General features: G+C 66.5%; 21 protein-coding genes. 8 read left to right on the plus strand and 13 right to left on the minus strand.

Annotated features, from left to right (window positions below; all coding sequences use genetic code 11):
• The first annotated feature begins 27 nt into the window (after positions 1-27).
• Genes HLH29_RS02760 through HLH29_RS02770 form a run of 3 tightly spaced genes read left to right on the plus strand, consistent with a single transcriptional unit; the run spans position 28 to position 2978 of the window.
• Positions 28-1968 (plus strand): lytic transglycosylase domain-containing protein, encoded by a 1941-nt coding sequence (locus tag HLH29_RS02760; protein WP_182964492.1) that lies wholly within the window; start codon positions 28-30, stop codon positions 1966-1968.
• On the plus strand, positions 1965-2444 hold the full coding sequence (locus tag HLH29_RS02765; RefSeq protein ID WP_182964493.1) for a phosphatidylglycerophosphatase A family protein: 480 nt from the start codon (positions 1965-1967) through the stop codon (positions 2442-2444). The genes HLH29_RS02760 and HLH29_RS02765 overlap by 4 nt, the downstream gene beginning before the upstream one ends.
• A gap of 27 nt (positions 2445-2471) precedes the next feature.
• The gene (locus HLH29_RS02770; RefSeq protein ID WP_182964675.1) at positions 2472-2978 is read left to right on the plus strand and encodes a CinA family protein; all 507 of its coding nucleotides are present in this window, start codon (positions 2472-2474) and stop codon (positions 2976-2978) included.
• A 124-nt stretch (positions 2979-3102) separates the two neighbouring features.
• Here HLH29_RS02770 and HLH29_RS02775 read toward each other — a convergent pair whose 3' ends face one another.
• The 7 genes from HLH29_RS02775 to pdhA form a co-directional block, all read right to left on the minus strand.
• Positions 3103-3459, minus strand: coding sequence for a hypothetical protein (locus tag HLH29_RS02775; RefSeq protein ID WP_182964494.1), 357 nt, complete (start codon positions 3457-3459; stop codon positions 3103-3105).
• 99 nt (positions 3460-3558) lie between these two features.
• On the minus strand, positions 3559-4053 hold the full coding sequence (locus HLH29_RS02780) for a type II toxin-antitoxin system RatA family toxin (RefSeq protein ID WP_182964495.1): 495 nt from the start codon (positions 4051-4053) through the stop codon (positions 3559-3561).
• Entirely contained in the window at positions 4053-5042 is a 990-nt protein-coding gene (gene lipA, locus HLH29_RS02785) for a lipoyl synthase (protein WP_182964496.1), read from the minus strand. The genes HLH29_RS02780 and lipA overlap by 1 nt, the downstream gene beginning before the upstream one ends.
• Positions 5043-5169: 127 nt before the next feature.
• Positions 5170-6579: a dihydrolipoyl dehydrogenase gene (gene lpdA / locus HLH29_RS02790; protein ID WP_182964497.1), complete on the minus strand. Its 1410-nt coding sequence runs from the start codon at positions 6577-6579 to the stop codon at positions 5170-5172.
• Between the two features lie 101 nt (positions 6580-6680).
• Positions 6681-7949 (minus strand): pyruvate dehydrogenase complex dihydrolipoamide acetyltransferase, encoded by a 1269-nt coding sequence (locus HLH29_RS02795; protein ID WP_182964498.1) that lies wholly within the window; start codon positions 7947-7949, stop codon positions 6681-6683.
• Between the two features lie 12 nt (positions 7950-7961).
• Entirely contained in the window at positions 7962-9305 is a 1344-nt protein-coding gene (locus HLH29_RS02800; RefSeq protein ID WP_182964499.1) for a pyruvate dehydrogenase complex E1 component subunit beta, read from the minus strand.
• Between the two features lie 3 nt (positions 9306-9308).
• Positions 9309-10334, minus strand: coding sequence for a pyruvate dehydrogenase (acetyl-transferring) E1 component subunit alpha (gene pdhA / locus HLH29_RS02805; protein ID WP_182964500.1), 1026 nt, complete (start codon positions 10332-10334; stop codon positions 9309-9311).
• Between the two features lie 274 nt (positions 10335-10608).
• Here pdhA and HLH29_RS02810 point away from each other — a divergent pair, with 274 nt between their 5' ends.
• Positions 10609-12027 (plus strand): short-chain fatty acyl-CoA regulator family protein, encoded by a 1419-nt coding sequence (locus HLH29_RS02810; protein ID WP_182964501.1) that lies wholly within the window; start codon positions 10609-10611, stop codon positions 12025-12027.
• Here the strand turns inward: HLH29_RS02810 and moaC are convergent.
• The 6 genes from moaC to HLH29_RS02840 all read right to left on the minus strand — a co-directional run bounded on the left by moaC (position 12006) and on the right by HLH29_RS02840 (position 18750).
• On the minus strand, positions 12006-12527 hold the full coding sequence (gene moaC, locus HLH29_RS02815; protein ID WP_182964502.1) for a cyclic pyranopterin monophosphate synthase MoaC: 522 nt from the start codon (positions 12525-12527) through the stop codon (positions 12006-12008). The two genes, HLH29_RS02810 and moaC, sit on opposite strands and share 22 nt — an antisense overlap.
• Positions 12528-12530: 3 nt before the next feature.
• Entirely contained in the window at positions 12531-13391 is an 861-nt protein-coding gene (gene trpC, locus HLH29_RS02820; protein WP_182964503.1) for an indole-3-glycerol phosphate synthase TrpC, read from the minus strand.
• A 2-nt stretch (positions 13392-13393) separates the two neighbouring features.
• Positions 13394-14509, minus strand: a complete 1116-nt coding sequence (gene trpD, locus HLH29_RS02825; RefSeq protein WP_182964504.1) for an anthranilate phosphoribosyltransferase — start codon at positions 14507-14509, stop codon at positions 13394-13396.
• A gap of 6 nt (positions 14510-14515) precedes the next feature.
• Positions 14516-15112 (minus strand): anthranilate synthase component II, encoded by a 597-nt coding sequence (locus tag HLH29_RS02830; RefSeq protein ID WP_182964505.1) that lies wholly within the window; start codon positions 15110-15112, stop codon positions 14516-14518.
• Positions 15113-15256: 144 nt separating this feature from the next.
• A complete protein-coding gene (gene trpE / locus HLH29_RS02835) occupies positions 15257-16825 on the minus strand; it encodes an anthranilate synthase component I (RefSeq protein ID WP_338030161.1) in 1569 nt (522 codons plus the stop codon).
• Positions 16822-18750 (minus strand): peptidylprolyl isomerase, encoded by a 1929-nt coding sequence (locus HLH29_RS02840; protein ID WP_182964506.1) that lies wholly within the window; start codon positions 18748-18750, stop codon positions 16822-16824. The genes trpE and HLH29_RS02840 overlap by 4 nt, the downstream gene beginning before the upstream one ends.
• 224 nt (positions 18751-18974) lie before the next feature.
• Between HLH29_RS02840 and tpiA the strand changes: the two genes are divergently transcribed.
• From tpiA to kdsA, 4 genes are all read left to right on the plus strand, one after another.
• Entirely contained in the window at positions 18975-19718 is a 744-nt protein-coding gene (gene tpiA / locus HLH29_RS02845) for a triose-phosphate isomerase (protein ID WP_182964507.1), read from the plus strand.
• A 35-nt stretch (positions 19719-19753) separates the two neighbouring features.
• The gene (secG, locus tag HLH29_RS02850; protein ID WP_182964508.1) at positions 19754-20092 is read left to right on the plus strand and encodes a preprotein translocase subunit SecG; all 339 of its coding nucleotides are present in this window, start codon (positions 19754-19756) and stop codon (positions 20090-20092) included.
• Positions 20093-20197: 105 nt separating this feature from the next.
• Positions 20198-21829: a CTP synthase gene (locus HLH29_RS02855; RefSeq protein WP_182964509.1), complete on the plus strand. Its 1632-nt coding sequence runs from the start codon at positions 20198-20200 to the stop codon at positions 21827-21829.
• On the plus strand, positions 21826-22656 hold the full coding sequence (kdsA, locus tag HLH29_RS02860) for a 3-deoxy-8-phosphooctulonate synthase (RefSeq protein WP_182964510.1): 831 nt from the start codon (positions 21826-21828) through the stop codon (positions 22654-22656). Before HLH29_RS02855 ends, kdsA begins: the two co-directional genes overlap by 4 nt.
• The last annotated feature ends 8 nt before the right edge of the window (positions 22657-22664 follow it).

Raw genomic sequence — 22664 nt, forward strand, 5'->3', positions numbered from 1 at the left:
TCGCGCCCCAGGGGACATAGGGTGGGAATGGCGGCGCTGGCGGCCCTTTTGGGCCTGGCATTTCCCGCTGCCGCCCGCGATATCGCCAGTGATATCAACGCGGCGCCGACATTGTCTCCGGCCTCGGGCGACGTGGCGGCGCGGGTCGAGACCTATCTGCGGCTGCTTTCCCCCGAAGGCGGCAGTATCGACGAATATCTGACCTTCCTCGACCGGCAACCGTCCTGGCCGCGCCGTCCGGTCATGCTGGCGCGCGTCCAGACGCTGATGGTCCAGGCGCCGGCGCATGACAGCGGGCTGGCCCGGGCCTGCACCACGCTTTCGCTGACGTCCGCCCCCGCCCTGCTGGCCTGTGCCCACCTGCCCGCCCCACCGCCCGGCCTGGTGGACCGTGCCCGGCAGGCCTGGATCGCGGGGATAGACCGGGCAGCAGATGAGGAGCCCTTCCTCGCGGTCTTCGGTGCCGCCCTGACGGCAGACGACCAGTGGCGGCGGTTCAACCGCCAGGAACTGGACGGCCATCCGGACGCCGCCCGCAGGCAGGCCGGGCGATTGCCGTCCCCGCGCCGGGCCCTGGCACTCGCCCGGCTGGCCCTGCGGACGGCGCGGCCGGATTCCGGACCGGGTGCCGGAGCGTCCGCGCTGGCGACGGTTCCGCCCGCCCTGGCCGATGATCCGGTGCTGGTGCTGGACCGGCTGCGCTGGCTGCGGCGGACCGGCCAGGTTGACGAAGCCGCGTCACTCTGGCCGCAATCGGGCCTCGCGGCCGAACGGCGCCTGCCCCTGCCCGCCTTCTGGAGCGAGCGGGACACGCTGGCCCACGACATGCTCCTGGCCGGCCGGGACCAGGAAGCGCTGGCCCTGGCGGTCCCGACCGGCGACATGAGCCCGGCCGCCCGCAATGATGCCGATTTCCTGGCCGGCTGGGTCCTGCTGCGCCGCCTGCATGATCCCAGGCAGGCGGCCGACCGCTTCCGGTCGCTCTGCGCCTCCCGCTCGCTGATCACGCGCAGCCGTGGCCTGTACTGGACCGGCCGCGCGCTGGAGGAAGCAGGCGACAACCCGGGGGCCCGCAGGGAATGGGAACAGGCCGCCGCCATGCCCGGAACCTTCTACGGCCAGATGGCGCTGTCGCGGCTGGACGGAGACGCGGCCAGCCCCCTGCTGTTTCCCGAACGGTCCGGCGCGCTGGTCCGCGCCCGGCTGGGCAGCGTGCCCATGCCGGCCTGGAGCAACGAGGACATGAGCCGCTTCGAGGCCAGCGACCTGGTCCAGGCGGCCCGGCTGCTGGCGGCCCGGGGCGATCTGCCCCATGCGCGTGATTTCGTGCTGTTGCAGGATACGCGTTGGGACAATGCGGCCGGCCATGCCCTCGCCGCGATGCTCGCCGTGCGGCTGGGCATGCCCGACGTGGCGGTGGCGATCACCCGCCGCGCGGGCCGCGATGGTATCGCCCTGCTGCCGCTGGGCTGGCCCAGGCCGTTCCCGGCCATCGAACAGGGATTGCCCACGGGCTTCGTCATGGCCGTGATCCGGCAGGAAAGCAGCTTCGATCCCGGCATTGTCAGCCCGGCCGGCGCCTATGGCCTGATGCAGCTTCTGCCGGCGGCGGCGCGCGACGTCTCGCGCTGGGCCGGGCTTGCGACCGGCACGCTGACCGGCGCCAGCCTGACCGATCCGACGCTGAACATGCGAATCGGCACGGCCTATCTGTCACGGCTGATGCGCAAGTTCGACGGGGCGATTCCCTATGTGTTGGCGGCCTATAATGCCGGGCCGCACCGGGCCGACGAATGGCTGGCCTCGGTCGGCGATCCGGCGCATGCCGATCCCACGCCCACGGCGATGCTCGACTGGATCGAGAGCATTCCGTTTGCCGAAACCCGAAGCTATATCCAGCGCGTGGAGGAAAACCTGGCCATTTACCAGGCTCTGGCCTCCGAATCCCGATCGGAGGCGCCCCCATGAATCCTGCCCGCCTTGTCGCCAGCTTCGGCGGATGCGGTTTTTCTCCCGTCGCTCCCGGAACGGTCGGGTCGCTGGCGGCTCTCGTCTGCGGCCTGCTGTTCCTGCCCCACCCTCTTGTCCTGGCTGTTGCGATCCTGCTGTGCTGTGTCGTCGGATATGCGGCCACGGCACGGGTCAGCGACGGCGATGACCATCAGTGGATCGTGATCGACGAGGTCGCGGGCATGTGGATCGCCATGTTTCCCCTGACGTTCGGCCCCATGCAGGTGGACCCGCTCTGGCCCGATCGGCTCGGCATCCTGTGGCTGCTGCTGGCGTTCGCACTGTTCAGGCTGCTCGATATCACCAAGCCCGGCCCCGTCGGCTGGTTCGACCGGCGGCATGACGCGGTGGGCATCATGGGCGACGACATCGTTGCAGGGCTGATCGCGGCGATCATCCTGGCCGGCGCGCGGATGCTGATCCTCCTGGCCTGAACGCATAGCGGGGTACCCATGACGTCCATGCTGAACGAACCGATACTGGCCCGCGCGGCCGAGATACTGGGGCGGATGCGCGATGCGGGATTGCGCGCCGTCACCGCCGAAAGCTGCACCGGCGGCCTGGTCGCCGCCGCGCTGACACACCACGCCGGATCATCCGACATGGTCGAGGGCGGGTTCGTCACCTATTCGAACGCGATGAAGACCGCGCTGCTGGGCGTTCCGCCCGCATTGCTGGCCCATCACGGCGCGGTCAGCGCCGAAGTCGCGGCCTCCATGGCACGGGGCGCGCTGGCCCATGCGCCGGACGCCGACCTCGCAGTCGCCATTACCGGCATAGCCGGTCCCGGCGGCGGCTCGGCGGAAAAACCGGTCGGGCTGGTCTGGTTCGGTGCCATACGGCGCGACGGCGAAGGCAGCACGATATCGCGCCAGTTCGCAGGCGACCGGGAAGCCGTCCGCAGTCAGGCGGTCGCGCAGGCACTCGATCTGCTGGCCGATCTGACGGATGCCCACATGCACATCTGACTGAAACCGTGCGCCGGCGCAGATCCGGCGCACGTTTCCAGCCAGTCCCCTCTCCCACCCGGCTATAACGGCTGGGCCGGACCTGTGGCTGTCCGGGATGAACGGGTTACCGGGATTATCGAGCTTACTGGGGCGAGCTTTCCGGCATTGAGGGGGCCGGAGGCATCGGCGGCGCGACGGCGCCGGTTCCGGACGGGACTGTCGCGGTGGGCTCGGTGGGCGTCGACATCATGGGGGTCGACATCATGGGGGCGGCCGGCATGCTGCCCGGCGGAACCGACGCCTCAGGGGCCGGCGGGGTGCCGGCGCGGGCATTGGCGAGGCTCTTGGCATTCAGGTCTTCGGTCGTGGGCGAGCCCATGACCGCTTCCTGGTGGTGATGGTCTTTATGGTGATGATGATGGTGATGGGGTTCCGCGAGGGCCGGTGTGCCGGCGACCAGGGCCGTGGCGACAATCATCGGACCGAAAGACAATTTCATCACGATCGTTCCTCCAAAGGCTGGAACGCGCCCATATTCGGGCACGCGGCATCATGACGGCCCAGGGCCATCATTCGCCTGACGGAACGCCAACGCTCCTCAGGCGCCTCCGGTTCCGGCCGGCTGCGCATTGGTGGGCTGCGCCAATGTCTTGTCGGTCACGGGGGCCCCATAGATATCGCGCGCGCGCCGGATGAAGGCGGAGACCATCAGCCGGACCGCCTCGTTGAACACCACCCCGATCGCGGCCTGGAGCAGACGCGAACGGAACTCGAAATCGACGAAGAAATCGACCTGGCAGCCCCGCGCATCCGGCATGAAGGTCCAGACATTGTTCAGGTACCGAAACGGCCCTTTTTCGTAGCGGACGCGAATGCGTGTCGGGTGCTCCAGGTCCACCCGGCTGGTAAAGGTCTCGCGAAACGGGCCGAAGCCGATCGTCAGGTCCGCCACCAGTTCGGTCGCGGTGCGGGTGCGCACGCGGGCTGCGGCGCACCAGGGCAGGAACTGCGGATATTTGTCGACATCGGCCACAAGGTCGAACAATTGCTCCGGCGCGTAGGCAATCAGGCGACGTTCCGCATGCGTCGGCATCAGGCGCGCTCCGCCCCGCTCCGCCCCGCCACCAGCTTCGCCTCGCGCGCGGCGCGCAGTTCGGCGAAGTCGGAATCGGCATGGTAGGACGAACGGGTCAGCGGCGAGGCGCTGACCTGCAGGAAGCCCTTGGCCCGCGCCATCGCCGCATAATCGGCGAATTCGTCCGGGGTGACGAAATGCTTCACCGGCGCATGCTTCACCGTCGGCTGCAGATACTGGCCCAGCGTGATGAAATCGACATCCGCCACCCGCAGGTCATCCATCACCTGCAGGATCTCGGGCCTCTCCTCGCCCAGCCCGACCATCAGGCCGGATTTGGTGAAGATCGACGGATCATGGCGCTTCACGTCATCCAGCAGCCGCAGGGACTGATAATAGCGCGCACCGGGGCGGATGGAGGTGTACAGCCGCGGCACGGTTTCCAGATTGTGGTTGAACACGTCGGGGCGCGCCGCCACCACCACTTCCAGCGAAGCGGGCTTGCGCAGGAAATCGGGGGTCAGGATCTCGATCGTGGTGGTGGGCGACGCCGCGCGCACCGCGCCGATGACGCGGGCGAAATGCGTGGCCCCGCCATCGGGCAGGTCATCGCGATCGACCGAGGTGATGACGACATGGCGCAGACCAAGCTTGGCCACGGCCTCGCCCACGCGCTCGGGCTCGCCGTCATCCAGCGGGTTGGGCATGCCGGTGGTGACATTGCAGAAGGAACAGGCGCGGGTGCAGATCTCGCCCATGATCATCATGGTGGCATGACGCTGCGACCAGCACTCGCCGATATTCGGGCAGGCCGCTTCCTCGCACACCGTCACCAGCTTCTGCTCGCGCATCAGGGCACGGGTCTCGTGATAGACGGGGTGATTCGGCGCCTTGACGCGGATCCACTCCGGCTTGCGGGCGATGGGATTGTCCGGGCGATGCGCCTTCTCGGGATGGCGGAGCAGCGCACCGCCTTTTCTGTGGTCGATCACCAGACGCGTGGACATACGGCAGAACCCATAAAGCAAACGGACAGCCAGAAGTGGAACGTCGCGGGGGGCGCGTCAAGCAAACATCCCCCCTGCCCGCGCACCCGCGATCAAAAGCTCAGGAGCTGCCTCCCGGCCTCTCCATTCAGATATGCAATGCCCCGTCATAGGCGGCCAGCACCGCCTCGTGCATCGCTTCCGAAATGGTGGGATGCGGAAAGACCGTTTCCTTCAATTCAGCGTCGGTCAGTTCCGATGTCCGGGCAATGACATAGCCCTGGATCATTTCCGTCACCTCGGCGCCGATCATGTGCGCGCCCAGCAGCTCGCCGGTTTCGGCATCGAACACCGTTTTGACCAGCCCTTCGGGCTCGCCCATCGCGATGGCCTTGCCATTGCCGATGAAGGGGAAGCGGCCGACACGCACCTTGTGCCCGGCTTCCTTCGCGCGGGCCTCGGTCAGCCCGACCGAGGCGATCTGCGGGCGGCAATAGGTGCAGCCGGGAATGTTCAGCGGGTCGATCGGGTGGACATGCTTCCCGGCGATCGCCTCGACGCACATCACGCCCTCATGGCTGGCCTTGTGCGCCAGCCAGGGCGGCCCGGCCAGATCGCCGATGGCGTAGACGCCCGGCTCGCCGGTGAAGCATTTCGCATCGACCTTCACATGCGTCCGGTCGACGGTAACGGCGGTGCCTTCCAGGCCCAGCTTCTCGACATTGCCGACAATACCCACGGCCGAGATCACGCGATCGACGGTGATGGCGTGCGTCTTGCCCCCGGCTTCGACCGCCAGGCTGACATTGTTGGCGCCCTTGGTGATGGGCCCGAGCTTCGCACCCGTCAGGATGGTCATGCCCTGCTTGACGAACGCCTTGTGCGCCAGGGCGCTGATTTCCTCGTCCTCGACCGGCAGGATACGGTCCAGCACTTCGACGACCGTCACCTCGGCGCCCATGTTGCGGTAGAACGAGGCGAATTCGATGCCGATCGCGCCCGAGCCGATCACCAGCAGCGATTTGGGCATTTCGGTCGGCACCATCGCCTCGCGATAGGACCAGATCAGCTTGCCGTCGGGCTCCAGCCCCGGCAGCACGCGGGCACGCGCACCGGTCGCCAGAATGACGTTCTTCGCACTCAGCGTCGCAACCGGCTTGCCGTCCTTGGTGACGGACAGCAGGCGGCGACTGCCATCCTTGCCCGCCAGCGCCCCGAACCCGTCGAAGACCGCAACCTTGTTCTTCTTCAGCAGGTGCCCGACGCCGGAGGAAAGCTGCCCGGCAACCTGGCGCGAGCGCTTGACCACCTTTTGCAGGTCAAAACGCACATTGTCGGCCGCGAAGCCGAAATCGCCCAGATGGTGCAGCAGGTGATTGATCTCGGACGCGCGCAGCAACGCCTTGGTCGGGATGCAGCCCCAGTTGAGGCAGATGCCGCCCAGATGATTGGCCTCGACCAACGCAGTCTGGAGCCCAAGCTGCGCGGCCCGGATCGCGGCAACATACCCGCCGGGACCGCCGCCGACGACGACGAGATCGAATTCTGTCTTGTTCATTGATGTACGTTCCCGGAGCAGGTGGCGGCCGGACAAGCGCCGGCCGCAAGGATGCCGGTTCAGAAAAGATCCGTGGCCCGGACGAACCGGGCCACTTCGGTTCAGACCACGAGGCTGAGCGGCGATTCGACCACCGAGCGGAAGGCGGCCACCCATTCGGCCGCCAGCGCGCCGTCGACCACGCGATGATCGACCGACAGCGTCACGGTCATGACGGTGGCGATCGCAATGGAATCCCCCTTCACCACCGCCCGCTTCTCGCCCGCCGCGATGGCCAGGATGGCGGCCTGCGGCGGGTTGATGATGGCCGAGAACTCCTTGACCCCGTACATGCCCATGTTCGAGATCGAGAACGAGCCGCCTTGGAATTCGTGCGGCTTCAGCTTGCCGGCGCGGGCACGGGCGATCAGTTCCTTGGCCTCGTTGCTGATCTGGCTCAGCGACTTGCGGTCGGCATTGCGGATGATCGGCGTGATCAGCCCGTCGGGCACCGACACCGCGACCGAGATATCGACATCGTCATACAGGATGGTCGCATCCTCGGTGTAGGACGCGTTGACCTTCGGCACCCGCCGCAGCGTGACGGCGACGGCCTTGATCAGCAGATCGTTGACCGACAGCTTGAACGCCCCCGCCCCTTCGGCCGGCGAGGACGCATTGAGCTGCGCACGCAGGGCCAGCAGCGCATCCAGTTCCACGTCCATGGCGACGTAGAAATGCGGAATGGTCGATTTCGCCTCGGTCAGCCGGCGCGCGATGACCTTGCGCACCGAAGAATTCGGCACGAGGGTATGCGGTACGTCGATCGCCACCGCCGGCGTCGGTCGCGGCGCGGCCTTCGGAGCGGCGGGCACGGCAGCCGGCGCGGCCACGGCCGCTTCGACGTCACGGCGCACGATGCGCCCATTTGGCCCGCTACCCTTCACCTGGGCCAGGTCGACGCCCTTCTGGGCCGCGATACGCCGGGCGAGCGGCGAGGCGAAGACCCGCCCTGCTTTCAGTGCAACCTCGGCGACCGGGGCCGGAACGGCGACCGACGCGGCAGGCGTCGCAACCGGCGTCGCCACAGGGGCGGCCGGGGCCGCCTCAGGCGCGGCAGCAGCCGGCGCCGCATCCGGCACCGCCTCGCCTTCCGCCACCAGAATGGCGATCGGTGCATTCACCTTCACGCCTTCGGTGCCGGCCTCGACCAGGATGCGCCCCAGCGTGCCTTCATCGACGGCCTCGACCTCCATCGTCGCCTTGTCGGTCTCGATCTCGGCGATCACGTCGCCGGAGGCGATGGCTTCGCCTTCCTTCTTCAGCCAGCGGGCCAGCTTGCCCTCGGTCATGGTCGGCGACAAAGCCGGCATCAGGATGTTCACGGACATGGCGCGTGCTCCTCAGACCAGCTTGCGGACCGCATCCACCACCCAGGTCGGGTTCGGGAGGGCCAGCTTTTCCAGATTGGCGGCAAAGGGCATCGGCACGTCGGCGCCGGCAACCCGCGCCGGCGGCGCGTCGAGATAATCGAACGCATGTTCGATAACCTGCATCGCCACTTCCGCGCCGATACCGGCGAAGGGCCAGCCTTCCTCGACACAGACCAGACGGCTGGTCTTCTTCACGCTGGCCACGATCGTCTCGGTGTCGAGCGGACGGATGGTCCGCAGATTGATCACCTCGGCCGAAATCCCCTGCTCGGCCAGGATCGCGGCGGCTTCCAGCGCCGTGCCGACCATGATCGAGAAGGCGACGATGGTCACGTCCGTCCCCTCGCGCTCGATCTTCGCGCGGCCGATCGGCAGGATGAAATCGTCATCGATCGGGCACGGAAACTTCTGGCCGTAGAGGATCTCGTTTTCCAGCACGATCACCGGGTTCGGATCGCGGATCGCCGCCCGCAGCAGCCCCTTGGCATCGGCCGAGGACCAGGGCGCCACCACCTTCAGGCCGGGCACATGGCCATACCAGCTCGCATAGCACTGCGAATGCTGGGCGCCCACGCGGGCGGCGGCGCCGTTCGGGCCACGGAAGACGATCGGGCAGGAAATCTGGCCGCCCGACATGTAGCGCGTCTTGGCCGCCGAATTGATGATGTGGTCGATCGCCTGCATCGCGAAATTCATGGTCATGAATTCCACGATCGGCTTCAGCCCCGTCAGCGCGGCACCGACCGCCATGCCGGTGAAGCCATGTTCGGTGATCGGCGTGTCGATCACGCGCTTCTCGCCGAATTCGTCCAGCAGGCCCTGCGAGACCTTGTAGGCCCCCTGGTACTGCGCGACTTCCTCGCCGATCAGGAACACATCCTCGTCCCGCCGCAACTCGGCGGCCATCGCGTCGCGCAACGCTTCGCGCACCGTGATCTCGACCGTCTCGCCCCACTCCTTGTCGGGCGCGACCGTCGGTGCTGCCGGTGCCGCCTGGGCCGGAGCTGCCGGTGCGGTCTGCGCCGCGGCCGGGACAGCCGCTTTTGGCGCCGCCGCCGGCGCGGCATCCGCGCCTTCCGATTGCAGGTTCGCGATCGGCGTGTTCACCGCCACATGCTCGGTGCCTTCCGGCACCAGGATGTCGGCCAGCGTGCCCTCATCGACGGCCTCGACTTCCATGGTCGCCTTGTCGGTCTCGATCTCGGCAATCACGTCGCCGGCGGCGATATGGTCGCCAGGCGTCTTCAGCCAGCGGGCCAGCTTGCCTTCTGTCATGGTCGGCGACAAAGCGGGCATCAGGATCTGGGTGGTCATCGTTCAGCCCTCCACCAGCACGTCGGTCCACAGTTCCGACGGATCGGGTTCCGGGCTGCTCTGCGCAAAATCGGCTGCATCCGCCACAATCGCCTTCACCTTGTCCTCAAGAGCTTTCAGTTCCGCCTCCTCGACACCGAGCGTCAGCAGTTCACGACGCACCCGGTCGATCGGGTCATGGTTCTTGCGCATCTCGTCCACTTCGCTGCGCGGACGATATTTCGCGGGGTCGGACATGGAATGGCCGCGATAGCGATAGGTCGCCATTTCCAGCAGGAACGGCCCCTTGCCCTCACGGCAATATTCCACGGCCTCGCGCGCGGCCTGACGCACGGCCTCGACATCCATGCCGTCGACCTTGCGCCCCGGAATCCCCCAGGGCTCGCCATTGCGCCACAGTTCCTTGGACGCCGAGGCGCGCTCGACGCTGGTGCCCATGCCGTAATGATTGTTCTCGATCACGAACACGCAGGGCAGCTTGTGCAGGGCCGCCAGGTTGAAGCTCTCATAGACCTGGCCCTGGTTGGACGCCCCCTCGCCGAAATAGGCGATCGAGACCTCGTCCGTGCCGCGATATTTGTTCGCGAAGGCCAGACCGATCCCCAGCGCAACCTGGGCACCGACGATCCCGTGGCCGCCATAGAAATTCTTCTCGCGCGAGAACATGTGCATCGACCCGCCCTTGCCGCGGGAATAGCCGCCCTCGCGCCCCGTCAGCTCGGCCATGACGCCGCGCGGGTCCATGCCGGCGGCCAGCATCTGCCCATGGTCGCGATAGGAGGTGATCAGCTTGTCGCCCTGCTTCAGTTCCATCTGAACGCCGACGACCACGGCTTCCTGGCCGATATACAGGTGGCAGAAGCCGCCGATCAGACCCATGCCATACAACTGGCCCGCGCGCTCTTCGAACCGGCGGATCAGCACCATGTCGTAAAAGGCGTGCTTCAGCTCGTCCGTGGTGAAGATCGCATTGTTCCGGTCGGGATTGGAGACGCCCGCGCCAGTGCCGGACGGTTTTTTATCGCCCATGGTTTCTCTCCCTTTTTCGCGCACCGCGGCGCCAGAGAAGGATGATTGTCCCACCCTCTGGCGCTCCGGTCTGGTGATGTTCACTCAATTTGCCGTGTTTACGGATCGGGAATGCAGATTTTCCCGATAGGCCGACATGCGACGGCGATGGCGGAATCCGACGGCAGATTTACGATATTCGCTACCTTATTTACCGTGCGGAGACCCGTCCTCAAAGGCGGAAAGAGGTGTAAGGTCGGAAACAAACCGGACGAGTATGGTAAACGGAGTGAACGTGAGCGACACCAGCGGTCGAAAGATGTTTTGCGGCAACCGCGTGCGTGCATTGCGGATCGCGAATGCGATCTCGCAGAGGATGATGGCCCAGCGCCTGGCCATTTCCGCGAGTTACCTCAATCAGATCGAAAACAACGCCAAGCCGGTCCCGACGCGATTGCTGGTGACACTGTGCGACATGTTCTCCGTCGCCCCGAGCTATTTCGGTGATGACGGCGAGATCCGGATGCTCCGCCTTCTGCGGGAGGCATCCAGCGACCCGATGTTCCGCTCCTCGCTACCGGAACGCGAGATCCATGGCGCCATTAGGGACAATCCCGCCTTCGTGAAGATGTTTCTGGAACTCTATCGCTCGGCCAGGACCATGCACGAGCAGGGGAGCGAGGCCCAGCCGGACAAACGGACGGAAGCCGAGCGCGCCTCCGCATGGTCCAAACTCTCGTCGGCCTACGAGATCGTCGGCGACTGGGTGCAGGCGGAACGGAACTATTTCGACACGCTCGACCGCGCGGCCGAACAATTGTACGAAACCGCGCGGCTGGACACGGATACGATCGGAACCGGACTGGAGCGCCACCTGCGTGACCGCTTCGGCGTCACGGTCTCCACCACGCCGGCCGAACCCACCGTCGCCAACAGCAGCCCATGCCATTTCGACACCACTGAAAAAACCGCCCATTTCGTGCCCGGCCTGCCCGGCCCCACCCGGACATTCTGCATGGCGCGGCTGGTCGCCCATCTGGGATATTGCACGCTGATCGACGAGGCCGCACGCCACCCGCTCCTGTCCGACGAGAACACGCGCTCGATCGCCCGCGCGGCCATGGCCAATTACTTCGCGGGCGGACTTATCATGCCGTACGAATTGTTCGCGGCAAAAGCCAAGGCCTTCAAACACGATCTCGATCGCCTGCAAACGACCTTCTCGGCCAGTTTCGAGCAGGTATGCCAGCGGCTCTCATCCCTCCAGCGTCCGGGCGCGGAGGGCGTTCCATTCTATTTCATCAAGGCGGATGTGGCGGGCAACGTCCTGAAAAGCTACAGCGCCAACCGCTTCAGCCGCGCCCGCTTCGGGGCACTGTGCCCACGCTGGAACGTCTTCGAAAGCTTCTCGGCCGCAGGAAAGCTGATCATCCAGATTTCGCAGGACACTGAAGGCGGCCTCTTCATCAGCGTGGCGCGGGCTGTCGTCTCCCACCCTCAGTCATTCTTCGACCGCCAGCCGAAACGCGCGATCGTGCTGGGCTGCTCCGTCGCCCATGCGGACGAGGTCGTCTATTCGTCGATGCTGAACCTGCATGATCCGCGCACATTCATCTCGATCGGCCCCGGCTGCCGGTCATGCGTCCGCGCCGATTGCGAGCATCGCGCGATGCCGCAGAGCGGTTTCTTCTTTCAGCCGGCGGCAGGCGCCTGACCCGGCGCCTCCGCTTCCGCGCGCTGATAGAGCCCCGAGCGTCCACCGGATTTCGTGATCAGGCGGATATGCTCGATCGTCAGATCGCGGTCGACAGCCTTGCACATATCGTAAAGGGTCAGGGCGCAGACGCTGACCGCCGTCAGGGCCTCCATTTCCACCCCTGTCTGCGCGGCCGTCCCGACACTTGCCTCGATCTCGATCCCCCTTCCATCCTCGGTCGGGGTCAGTTCCACGCGCACGGAACTCAGAGCCAGCGGATGGCAAAGCGGAATCAGATCCGACGTCTTCTTGGCCGCCATGATGCCCGCGATACGCGCGACAGCCAGAACATCGCCCTTCTTCATGCCACCCGACAGGATCAGATCCAGCGTTTCCCGCCGCATGATGACCAGCCCGCGCGCGACCGCCTGCCGCACTGTCACCGCCTTGTCGGCCACATCCACCATCACGGCGTGACCATTTGCATCCAGATGGGTCAGGCCGCCCTGAACCGGCATGGTTCAGGCGCCGCCCAGCAGAATGCGGGCCGCCTCACCCGGCGACGGGTGGCGCAGCAGGCTTTCGCCGACCAGAAAACCACTGGCCCCGATATCGTTGAGCCGGACGACATCCTCGTGCGTGCCGATCCCGCTTTCCGAAACCACGATCCGGTCCGGCGGAACCAGCGGTGCAAGCCGAAGCGTCGTCTCAAGATCCGTCTTCAACGTCTTGAGATTGCGGTTATTGATTCCGATCAACGACGTATCCAGCGCCAGGGCCCGGTTCAGTTCGGCCTCATCATGCACCTCGACCAGAACGTCCATGTCCAGCCCGCGCGCGATATCCAGCAGTTCCGCCGCCTCGCTGTCGGTCAGGGCCGTCAGGATCAGCAGGATACAATCCGCGCCGATCAGGCGGCTTTCATGCACCTGCCAGGGATCGAGGATGAAATCCTTGCGCAGGATCGGCAGCGAACAGGCATCGCGCGCCCGCTGCAGATCTTCCGCGCAGCCATGAAAGCATGCCCCCTCGGTCAGGACCGAGATACAGGCGGCGCCGGCCTTTTCATACTCGGCGGCGATGCCGGCAGGGTCGTAGTCAGGACGCAGAATACCGGCCGAGGGCGAGGCCTTCTTGATTTCCGCGATCAGCCCGATCTGACGGTCCGCCGTCCGCTGCTTCAGCGCCTGGCCGAAACCACGGGTCGGCGTGGTGACCTCGCGGGCCCGGGCCGTAATCTCTTTCAGAGGGGTAACAGTCGCTCGCTGCGCGACATCGACCCTGGTCCGGGCGCAGATGCGCGCCAGGACATCCGGAAGCCCATCCGGGTCCGAGGCGGTGCCGCACTCGTTCTGAGCGGGATTCGTCGCGGTATCGTTCATGATCAACCCTGTATGACTTCGTCCCGCGCGGACGGCCGGCCGCCGCGCGCGGATTTCAAAACAGCCAGTGCAGATCCGTCATCCAGAACACGGGCCGCGTCAGCGACCAATGCCCGCAGCGATGCGGGCTGCACTTTTCCCTCTTTCAGAATGTCTGCACGGCCGGCGACATGCAGCGCCGCCGCCGCGTTCAGCAGAACGGTGTCCCGATAGGCCCCGTGGGCCCCGGCCAGCAAAGCCTCCAGGGCTGCCGCGTTTTCCACCGGCCCTCCTCCGGTAATCGCCGAAATCGGTGCCGGCTTCAGGCCGGCATCGGCGGGTTCCAGCGTGAAATCATACAGAACCCCGTCCTGCAACGCCACGATCGCGGTGGGGCCGGCCAGCGTCAGCTCGTCCACACCCTGGTCCACGCCGCATGTTCCATGGACGGCCCATGCGCGCTCCGCCCCCAGAAGCTGCAAGGTCTCGACGACCGGGCGCAGCCACGACCGATCGAACACCCCCACCAGCTGACGCGTAACACCCGCCGGATTGCTCAGGGGACCGATCAGGTTGAACAGCGTCCGCACCCCCAGCGCCGTACGCGCGGGTGCGGCATAGCGCATGGCCGGATGGTGCGACGGCGCCGCCATGAAGGCCAGTCCGTTATCGTTCAGCCGTGCGGCGATCACGGCCGGATCGTCCGACAACAGAACGCCCAGCGCCCCCAGCACATCGGTCGCGCCCGACCGTGACGACAGGGCCTTGTTGCCGTGCTTGGCCACCGGCACGCCCAGCGCTGCCAGCACGAAGGCAACGGCAGTGGAGATATTCAGCGTGCCCAGCCCGTCGCCGCCGGTTCCGCAGACATCGATCGTGCCCGCCGGCACCGGGGCCACCCGCCGCATGCGCGCACGCACGGCACGCACCGCCCCCAGCAGTTCGGCGCGCTGCTCTCCCCGCACCCGCAGCGCCATCAGGAATGCCGCGATCAGCATGTCGGGCACGCCGCCATCCATGATCAGGCCGAAAGCCTGTTCGGCGTCGGCCTCGTTCAGGGTCTCGCCGCGCGCCAGTCGGCTCAGAAGGGCCCGAAAGGCGTCGGCCGGGGCGACAGGCAGGGACGGCGTGCCATCCATCTTGGGTCAGGCCGCCTTTCGCGGCGTATTGAGCCCGCGCGCGATCGCCAGGAAATTGGCCAGGATGGCGTGCCCGTGCTCCGACGCGATGCTCTCCGGATGAAACTGGACCCCGAACACTGGCAGGCTGCGATGGCGAAGCCCCATGATGACGCCGTCCTCGGTGTGCGCAACGGGCACGAGATCGGACGGAAGCGTGGCAGGATCGACCGTCAAGCTGTGATAGCGGGTCGCCTGGAAGGGGCTGGGCAGCCCCTCGAACACGCCGCTGCCATCATGAAAGACCGGGCTGACCTTGCCATGCATGGGAACAGGCGCCCGGACCACCGTGCCGCCGAACACCTGCCCGATGGCCTGGTGGCCCAGGCAGACGCCGAAAATGGGCACATGCCCCGCCGCGCGGCGGATCAGGTCGCAGCAGATCCCGGCCTCGTTGGGCGAACAGGGGCCCGGCGACAGCACGATCGCCTCGGGTTTCAGCGCCATCGCCTCATCGACCGTCAGCGCATCGTTGCGGCGTACGTCGCTTTCCTCCCCCAGATCACCCAGATAATGGACGAGATTGAAGGTGAAACTGTCGTAATTATCGATCAGCAGGATCATGGCGACATGATGGCCTTCTGTTCCAGCCCGGTCAAACAACAGTTCAAAATTTCATCGAAATAATACATGCTGTCTTAAAATGGGTCGTTTGTTACGAAAACAAGTGCGGAGCGTGTAATTTTATGACCTGACTGGACGAAGCGGTCAGTCCGCATTGCCGCCGCGCGCGAACCGCACCGCCGCCTCGGCCGCGCGGAACAGGGCGCGGGCCTTGTGCTGCGTTTCCTCGTACTCCGCATCGGGCACACTGTCGGCCACCACGCCGCAGCCGGCCTGCACATGCATCTGCCCGTCCTTGACCACGGCCATCCGCAGGCCGATGCAGGTATCCATCTCGCCATTCGCGCCGAAATAACCGATACACCCGGCATAGGTCGCGCGCCGGGTCGGCTCGACCTCGTCGATGATCTCCATCGCCCGGATCTTCGGCGCCCCGGTCAGCGTGCCGGCCGGGAACCCCGCGACCAGCGCATCCAGCGCCTCCAGCCCCGGCCGCAATTCCCCCTCGACATTCGACGAGATATGCATGACGTGGCTGAACCGCTCGATCACGAATTTCTCCGTGACCTTGACGCTGCCGATCGCGCAGACCCGCCCGACATCGTTGCGGCCCAGGTCGATCAGCATCAGATGCTCGGCCAGTTCCTTCGGGTCGGCCAGCAGGTCCCGCTCCAGTGCCAGATCCTCTTCCGCCGTTCGGCCACGCGGCCGGGTACCGGCCAGGGGGCGCACCGTCATCCGCCCGTCACGCAGGCGCACCAGGATCTCGGGCGAGGAGCCGACGAGGGTGAACCCGTCGAAGGCCAGATGAAACAGGAACGGCGCCGGATTGATGCGGCGCAGGGACCGATACAGCGCCAGCGGCGGCAGGGTGAATGGGGTCGAGAAGCGCTGGCTGGGCACGACCTGGAAGGCATCGCCGGCGGCGATATATTCCTGGATGCGCCGGACCATGTCGCAGAACGCCTCGCGCGTGAAGTTCGAACGCGGAGGCTCCAGCGGGCCGGTATAGTCCGGCCGGATCTCGTGCAGCGCCAATGGTTCCGACAGGGTGCGCCGCGCCAGCGCGATCAGGTCCTCCGCCGCCTGCCACACCTGCTCGGCCGTACGATCCGGGCTCGGCCGCACCGGCGCCGCCAGGATCAGCTCGTCCCGCACGGTGTCGAAGATGGCGAACAGGCCGGGGCGGATCATTACCCCCTCGGGCAGGCCGAGATCGTCGGGCGGCGTATTCGGCAGATGCTCCATCTGCCGCACCATGTCGTATCCCAGATAGCCGAACAGGCCGGCCGTCATCGGCGGCAGCCCCGCCGGCAGGGTCATCCGGCTGTCCCGGATGATCGCGCGCAGCGAATCCAGCGGCGCCTCCGCCACCGGGGCAAAGCGTTCCGGGTCGGCATCCGGCGCGGTGTTGATCGCCGCCTTCCCGTCATGGCAGCGCCAGACCAGGTCCGGCAGCAGGCCGATGACCGAATAGCGGCCGCGCGCCACCCCGCCCTCGACGCTTTCCAGCAGAAAGGCATTGCGGGCTTGGCTGGCATCCGTGGCGCCGGCCAGGCGCGACAGGCGCATATAGGCGGCGACCGGCGTCAGCAGGTCGGCGGCCTCCACGCTCCAGACCACGCTGCCCTCTCCCTGTCGCAGGGCGGACAGTGCCGCATCGCGTTCCGCAAGGGTCGGCGCGGCGGGAATGGTCTGAATAATGGTCGTCACGGGCTGGTGTCTCCGGCGCCGCCCGTCCCGGTGACCGAGGACAGGGCTGATTTCAGGGCGCTCATATTGGTCTTGGGCTTGACCACCTGCTGAAGGGCTGCGGCGTAGGACATCCCGATATCGTCCGCCAGAGCCTGCGACAGGCCGCTGCGGATGCGGCCAACCTGCATCGCCTGCGTGCCGGGATCGGGATGCGTGATCGCGGTCAGCGTCGCGACATAGAAACCGTCCGGGCCATCCAGCATGGCCGTCTGCCCGGCCTTGTCGAAGCGGAAGACCAGGCGCGCCAGCTCGTCGGGCACGCCATCCACCGCCCGCCCGCGCGCCAGTGGTGCCGGATGCTCCACCTGCTGGCCGCCGGCGGCAGCCGAGACGGCGCCATGCGCCTTGGCGGCCAGATACAGCGCGGTGGCCGCGACGTTGGCCGCATGGCGGCGTGCCTCGTCATCCCACGCGGCGCGGACCTGGGCGGATGCCGCATCGAAGGGCTGAAGCTGGGCGGGCGTGATGCTGTCGACCGCAACCGCGAACCAGCCATTCTCCGGCCCCTGGACCAGCGTCGGGTTCGCCCCCTTCGCCGCGCTGAAGATCTTCTCGATGATCGCCTGGCGCAGGGCGGGAGATGCCGGAATCGGCGCCGCCTCACCCCCCTGGGTCATGCCCCGCGCGTCCAGCGTGCCGGCGATGGCCGCCGCCCCCAGATTATCGGGAATATGGTCCAGCCCGCCGCCGGCGATCGCGTCCTGGAGCTTCTGCACGCGCTGGCCGATCAGTTCCACGGCCTGGCCGCGCGCCATCTGCTCGCGCAACTCCTGCCGTGCCGTCGCGAAATCGGTATCGTGCGGCGGCGTGATCAGCGTGACCTTGAAAACGACCCAGCCGGTATCGACCTGCGTCGGCCCCTGAAGGTCGGACGGCGGCGCACCGAAGACCAGCTTCGCCAGACCCGCCGAGGGAATCCCCGCCTGGCGGACATTGTCCATCTGCACCGTGGCGGAATCCTTGGCATCGGCCTGGATGCGGCCCCAATCGGCACCCGCCTTCCATTGGTCGGCGATCGCCTGCGCACGGGCCTGGCTCGGCGCGGTCACGATCTGCACGCTGCGGGTCTCGGGCACGTGGTATTTCGACGCCTCGGCCTCATACAGCCGCTTCAGGTCGGCATCGGGGATCTCGACCGACTGGGCCACGCTGTCGGGCGACAGCACGACCACCCGCGCATGGCGGTATTCGGGCGTCTGAAACAGCCAGGGATGATTGTCGTAGAAACGGTGCAGCTGCGTCGCGTCGGGCTCGGGCGCCGCCTGGGCGGTCAGCGGAAAGCGGACCAGGTCGATGGTCCGGGTCTGCGCATCGAAATCGAACGCCTGGCGGACCATGACTTCCGGCGCGCGGGCACCGTTCTGGATCGGTTCGATCAGCGCGCGCACCGCCAGGTCGGCCCGGATCAGCTCCAGCAGGCGCGCCTCGGTCATGCCGATCTGCTGCAGGCGCGAATCGAACAGCTTGCGATCGAATCGCCCGTCCGGCCCCTTGAAGGCCGGCAGTCCGAACACTTCCTCACGCAGCGCATCGTCCGGAACGGTCACGCCCAGCCGGTCGGCCGACAGCGTGATTTCCGATTGCATCAGCAGCCGCTGCAGCACCTGTTCCGCCGCCTGGCGCCGCGTCGCGACCGGCAGCTGTGACGGATCGCTCACGCCCGCCTGGCGGGCGACCTGCTGCAATTCATTCTGCACCGCCGAGAGGAAATCGTTGGTGGTGACGGTCTGGCCGCCCACCCGCACGATGACGTCGGCGCGCTCGCTGCCGATATTCGACAGGACATCGCCCACACCCCAGCCGACGAAGGCAAGGAACAGCAGGCCGGCAATGACGCGACCCAGCCAGGAATCGACGAAGACGTGACGCAGGAAGGAAATCATGAACGACAATATCCGGACGAAGGCGGCACAAGCGACTATGGCGGCCGGACGGCCGCCTTATTCGGCGGGGCACCATAGGGATACACCCCGCGATTGACCAGAACCCTATGCGCGGGCACCGCGTTGGCGCGTGGGCATTGTGCTGGTGCGGCACGCATGGTGTACGGTATCGGCAACCGGGCGGCTCGACCGCCCCATAATATAAAATCAAGGGGGCAAGCCACATGAAGCAGATGATCGTCGGCAACTGGAAGATGAACGGGCTGAGCGCCCCCTCGCGGGACCTCGTGAGCGCCATCGCACAGGGTCTGAAGGCCATTGCCAACCCGCCGCCGGTCGTGGTCTGCCCGCCCTTCACACAGCTCGAAGCCCTTTCCCCCCTGCTGAAAGGCACCGGCATCGCGCTGGGTGCTCAGGATTGCCATCACGCGCCCTCGGGCGCGCATACCGGCGACATCTCGGCCGCCATGCTGGCCGAGATGGGGGTGGAATATGTCATTCTCGGCCATTCCGAACGGCGGCGCGAGCATGGCGAACTGGATGAGACGGTGCGCGAAAAGACCGTGGCCGCGATGGACGCCGGCCTGACGCCGATCGTCTGCATCGGCGAAAGCGCCGACCAGCGGGCCGCCGGCGAATATCAGGATGTCGTCGGCTGGCAGATCAAGGGCTCGCTGCCCGACAATTTCAACGGCATCGTGGCCTACGAGCCGGTCTGGGCCATCGGCTCGGGCGTGCCGGCATCGCCCCAGGACATCGCGGACATGATGGGCTTCATCCGCGCCGAACTGACACGCCAGTTCGGCGAGACGGGAAAGACCACGCGGATTCTCTATGGCGGCTCCGTCAGCGGGCGCGAGGCCCCCAGCATCCTGCCGATTGCCGAGGTCGGCGGCGCGCTGGTGGGTGGCGCCAGCCTGAAGGCCGACGCGTTTCTGCCGATTGTCCGCGCCGCCATAGATCTGTAAACGGTCGGTCTGCGCCGCCCTATCGGAAGTCGAGAATGATCACCGTCCTGCTTTTTCTGCATCTGTTCGTCACCCTGGCCCTGATCGGAACGGTCCTGATCCAGCGCAGCGAGGGCGGTGGCCTGGGAATCGGCAGCAGCCAGGGCATGGGCAGCTTCATGTCCGGCCGCGGCACGGCCAACCTGCTGACGCGCACCACGTCGGTCCTGGCAGGCATCTTCATGCTGCTGTCGCTGACTCTGGCGGTGCTGAACCGTGGCGCCTCGACCGGTAGCGGCCACGATATCCTGGCCCAGCCGCCGGCCCCTGCTGCCGCGACATCCGCCCCGGCATTGCCCGCGGCTCCGCCGGCGGCGCCAGCGGCTACGCACTGAACGATCGGCTGCCTTTCCTGTGGGAAGGCAGCCTTTTTTCTATCAGGGCAGAGGCGCCGTTATTCGCTTTGCCCGGCAGGTCGAAACGGTGTAGGGAGGCCATCCATGACGCGGTATGTATTCATCACTGGCGGCGTGGTCTCCTCTCTCGGTAAAGGCATTGCCTCCGCAGCCCTCGCGGCGCTGCTGCAGGCGCGCGGTTACCGGGTCCGGCTACGCAAGCTCGACCCCTATCTCAACGTCGATCCGGGCACCATGAGCCCGTATCAGCACGGCGAAGTCTTCGTGACCGATGACGGCGCGGAGACCGACCTCGACCTCGGGCATTATGAACGCTTCACAGGCGTGCATGCCACAAGGGCCGACAACGCCACCACCGGCCAGATCTATTCGGACGTGATCGCGCGCGAACGGCGCGGCGATTATCTGGGCGCCACGGTGCAGGTCATCCCCCACATCACGGATGCCATCAAGGAAGCCGTGGTCGCGGGCACCGAAGACCTGGATTTCGTGCTGGTCGAAATCGGCGGCACGGTGGGCGATATCGAAAGCCTGCCCTTCCTCGAAGCCATTCGCCAGTTGCGCAACGATCTGGGCACCGGGCAGACGATGTTCGTCCACCTGACCCTGCTGCCGTGGATTCCCTCGGCCGGCGAACTGAAGACGAAGCCGACCCAGCATTCCGTCAAGGAACTGCAGAATGTCGGCATCCAGCCCCAGATGCTGCTGTGCCGGTCGGACCGGCCGATTCCGGATACCGAACGCCGGAAGATCGCCAATTTCTGCAATGTGCGCCCGGAAGCCGTGATCGCGGCGCTGGATGTCGACACGATCTATGCCTGCCCGATCTCGTACCATGCCGAAGGCATGGACAATGAGGTCCTGCGCCATTTCGGCCTGCCCTTCGACCAGGAACCCGACCTGTCGCGCTGGCACCGGGCGCTGGACGCGATTCGCTACCCCGAAGGCGAGGTCCGGATCGCGGTCGTCGGTAAATATACGGCCCTGCTGGACGCCTATAAGTCGCTGATCGAAGCCCTGCTGCACGGTGGCATCGCCAACCGGGTGCGGGTCAAGCTGGATTGGGTCGAGGCCGAGACGTTCGAGAAATCGGAAGACGCGCTCGAGGCCCTGCACAACGTCCATGCGATTCTGGTACCCGGCGGATTCGGCGAGCGCGGCGCGGAAGGCAAGATCCAGGCCGTGCGATTCGCGCGCGAGCACAATATCCCGTTCCTGGGCATCTGCTTCGGCATGCAGATGGCGGTCATCGAGTGCGCCCGCAATCTGGCGGGCCTGCCCGATGCCTCCTCGACCGAGTTCGGCCCGACGGACGAACCGCTGGTCGGCCTGATGACCGAATGGGCCCGTGGCAACGAATTGCTGCGCCGGCGCGAAGGCGGGGAGCTTGGCGGGACGATGCGCCTGGGCGCCTACCCCGCCAAGCTGGCCGAAGGGTCGCGGGTGGCCGAGACCTACGGCCGGACCGATATCCGCGAGCGGCATCGCCATCGCTACGAGGTCAATGTCCATTACCGCGAGAAGCTGGAACAGACCGGCATGCGGTTCTCGGGCATGTCGCCCGACGATATCCTGCCGGAAGTGGTCGAATATCCCGACCATCCCTGGTTCATCGGCGTGCAGTACCATCCCGAACTGCTCTCCAAGCCGTTCGATCCGCATCCGCTGTTCTCCGGCTTCGTCGGCGCGGCGGTCAAGAAGATGCGGCTGGTATGACGGCGCCCCGCCCGGTCGCGATCGGAGACCTTGTGGTCGGCAACGACCGGCCCTTCGTCCTGATCGCCGGCCCGTGCCAGATCGAATCCGAAGCCCACGCCATGGAAATGGCCGAGGCGCTGTGGACGATCGCGGGCGAAACCGGGGTCGGCCTGATCTATAAAAGCTCGTTCGACAAGGCGAACCGCACCAGCATCGGTGCGGCGCGCGGGGTCGGCATGGCGAAAGGGCTCGAGATCCTGGCCGGCGTGCGCGAGCGATTCGGCGTGCCGGTCCTGACCGACGTGCACGCCGCCGAGCAATGCGCGCCGGTGGCCGAGGCCGTCGACGTGCTGCAGATCCCGGCCTTCCTCTGCCGCCAGACGGACCTCCTGCTGGCGGCGGGCGAGACCGGGGCCGCGATCAACGTCAAGAAGGGGCAGTTCCTGGCGCCGTGGGACATGAAGAATGTCGCGGCCAAGATCGCCTCGACCGGCAACGACCGGATCATGCTGTGCGAGCGCGGCAGCAGCTTCGGCTACAATACGCTGGTCAACGACATGCGCGGCCTGCCGATCATGGCCGAGACCGGCTATCCGGTTGTGTATGACGCCACCCATTCGGTCCAGCAGCCGGGCGGCCTGGGCGGATCATCGGGCGGGCAGCGTGAATACGCCCCCATCCTGGCCCGCGCAGCCCTGGCGATCGGGGTGGCGGCCGTTTTCATCGAAACCCATCAGGACCCGGACCAAGCCCCCAGCGATGGCCCGAACATGATCCCGATCCGGGAGATGAAGCCGCTGATCGAGCGCCTGATGCGCTACGACTGCATGACCAAGGATCTCTGACCCGTGGC

The sequence above is a fragment of the Gluconacetobacter tumulicola genome (genome assembly GCF_014174215.1).
Lineage (GTDB): Bacteria > Pseudomonadota > Alphaproteobacteria > Acetobacterales > Acetobacteraceae > Gluconacetobacter > Gluconacetobacter tumulicola.